This is a genomic window from Bradyrhizobium sp. Ken01, assembly GCF_055807355.1.
This window is the reverse complement of the sequence record NZ_JBVVPC010000259.1, coordinates 1-251: the sequence shown is the minus strand read 5'-3', so window position 1 is coordinate 251 and position 251 is coordinate 1. Positions and strand designations below refer to the sequence as shown.

Sequence of the window (251 nt, the reverse complement as noted above, 5' to 3'; positions counted from 1 at the left end):
TTGCTCCCGAGAGCAGGTCTTTAATGTAGTTGCCGTTGGTATCAGTGCTCCAGATGTTGTAGAGGCCTGAAGCGGTATTCTTCCAAGCCACATCGTAGCCACCTGACACTGCTTCCGCGCCGACAGGTGTCCAGCTGGCAACCTGGCCGAGGGTAAGGTTGGCGCCATGAAATTTGAGCACGGGGCCGCTATCGCTGCCTACTGGGGCCAGAAGAAAGTTATCTCCCACCTGTAAAAAGCTGGTCGAGCCA

Annotated in this window: 1 protein-coding gene; it reads right to left on the bottom strand. The window is 55.8% G+C overall.

Annotated features, from left to right (window positions below; translation table 11 throughout):
- Window positions 1–251 (bottom strand): hypothetical protein (locus AC0L3S_RS39570; protein WP_473285404.1); only part of this gene is annotated, 251 nt, incomplete at both ends.